The organism is Aporhodopirellula aestuarii, assembly GCF_023701485.1.
GTDB lineage: Bacteria > Planctomycetota > Planctomycetia > Pirellulales > Pirellulaceae > Rhodopirellula > Rhodopirellula aestuarii.
The window spans coordinates 1-1,365 of record NZ_JAMQBK010000135.1; the positions used below are offsets into that span (position 1 = coordinate 1).

Here is a 1,365-nt window from a genome sequence, read left to right on the forward strand (position 1 = left end):
GCATTGGTATCTACACAAGTTCCTTGATTTTGTAGACTGTCCTGGATGGAATCAATCTTCCGCGGATGGAACCGCGTCTACAACGTCGTTATCTGCAATTGGTGCAGGAACATATGAAATCGGCCAACCGGAACGCTGCCGGTCCATCGCTTCTGCCGGGTGAGAACCAAGCGTTTTCGGCGACTCAGGCCACTTGGCGATTTCTCTCCAACCCAAACGTTTCGCTGCTCGATTTGATCGAACCGCTCCGCGAGGTCGGACGCCAAGCGGCCAGTCAGAGCGAGTCGGCGTACATGTTGCTCGCTCACGATTGGTGCAAGATCGACTACAAGAGTCACACCGCCAAGAAAGATCTCCGCCAGATCACTCACGAGCATGACATCGGCTACGAGATGTCTACCTCACTGCTGATTGATGGTGCCAGCGGTGATTCTATCGCTCCGATGCAAATGCATCTCAAGACGGGCGACGCGGTTCATTCGACTTCTCTGAATCCACCGGCAATCGACGTTCACCGCTTGGACGAACTACCCCCCACGATGGCTCAGTCGCAGCAATGGGGACTCGATCGCAAGCTTGTTCATGTCATTGATCGCGAAGCCGACTCGCTCGGGCGGATGCGTCAGTGGGATGAGCTTGGACACCTGTTTTTGGTTCGCTGCGACGATCGCCGAGTGAAGTGGAACGGCCAGAGTGTTCTGCTTTCAGAGATCGCAGATCATTTCGACCGCGAGATCCTCTTTGAACCCTGTGGCGAGGCTCTCTATCACGGCAAACGCGTCACGCAGGAAGTCGCTGAAACAGAAGTCGTTTTGCATCGCCAGCACAGTGAAGTTGTCGACGGGAAGAAGTGTCTCAAGAGCGGCAAACCGCTCTCGGTACGTCTGGTCGTGACACGGTTGCTGGACGAAGACGATTATGTCCTGGCCCAGTGGACGCTTCTTTGTAATGTTCGCGACGCGTCGATTAACAGTTACCAGGTCGCGCTTTGGTACTACTGGCGTTGGCTGATCGAGACGTATTTCAAACTACTCAAAAGCCATGGGCAAGAGCTCGAGCAATGGCAGCAGCAAGGCGGTGGAGCGATCGCTCGTCGCATCCTGGTCGCTTCGATGGCATGCGTCGCGGTGGTCGGGCTACAGAACGACCAGAGCGAGGAAGCAAAAAAAACGAAAAAGATTCTGATCCGTCTGAGCGGACGCCAAATGAAATACGGAGTCGAGTCCACGCCACCGGCGCTGTTGGCCGGTTACATGATCCTGCTCTCGATGACCGATCTGCTAGAATCACCCGACATCGACATAGGTCAGCTAAAGCAAATCGCTGCCAATGCCCTCCCGTTCAGACTTGTGTAGATACCAATGC

At 54.7% G+C, this 1,365-nt stretch carries 1 protein-coding gene; it reads left to right on the forward strand.

Features of this window, described 5'->3' with window-relative positions; genetic code table 11:
• Positions 1-65 precede the first annotated feature (65 nt).
• Complete coding sequence (locus NB063_RS31485) at positions 66-1,355, forward strand: IS4 family transposase (RefSeq protein ID WP_250933734.1); 1,290 nt, start codon at positions 66-68, stop codon at positions 1,353-1,355.
• Positions 1,356-1,365 lie beyond the last annotated feature (10 nt).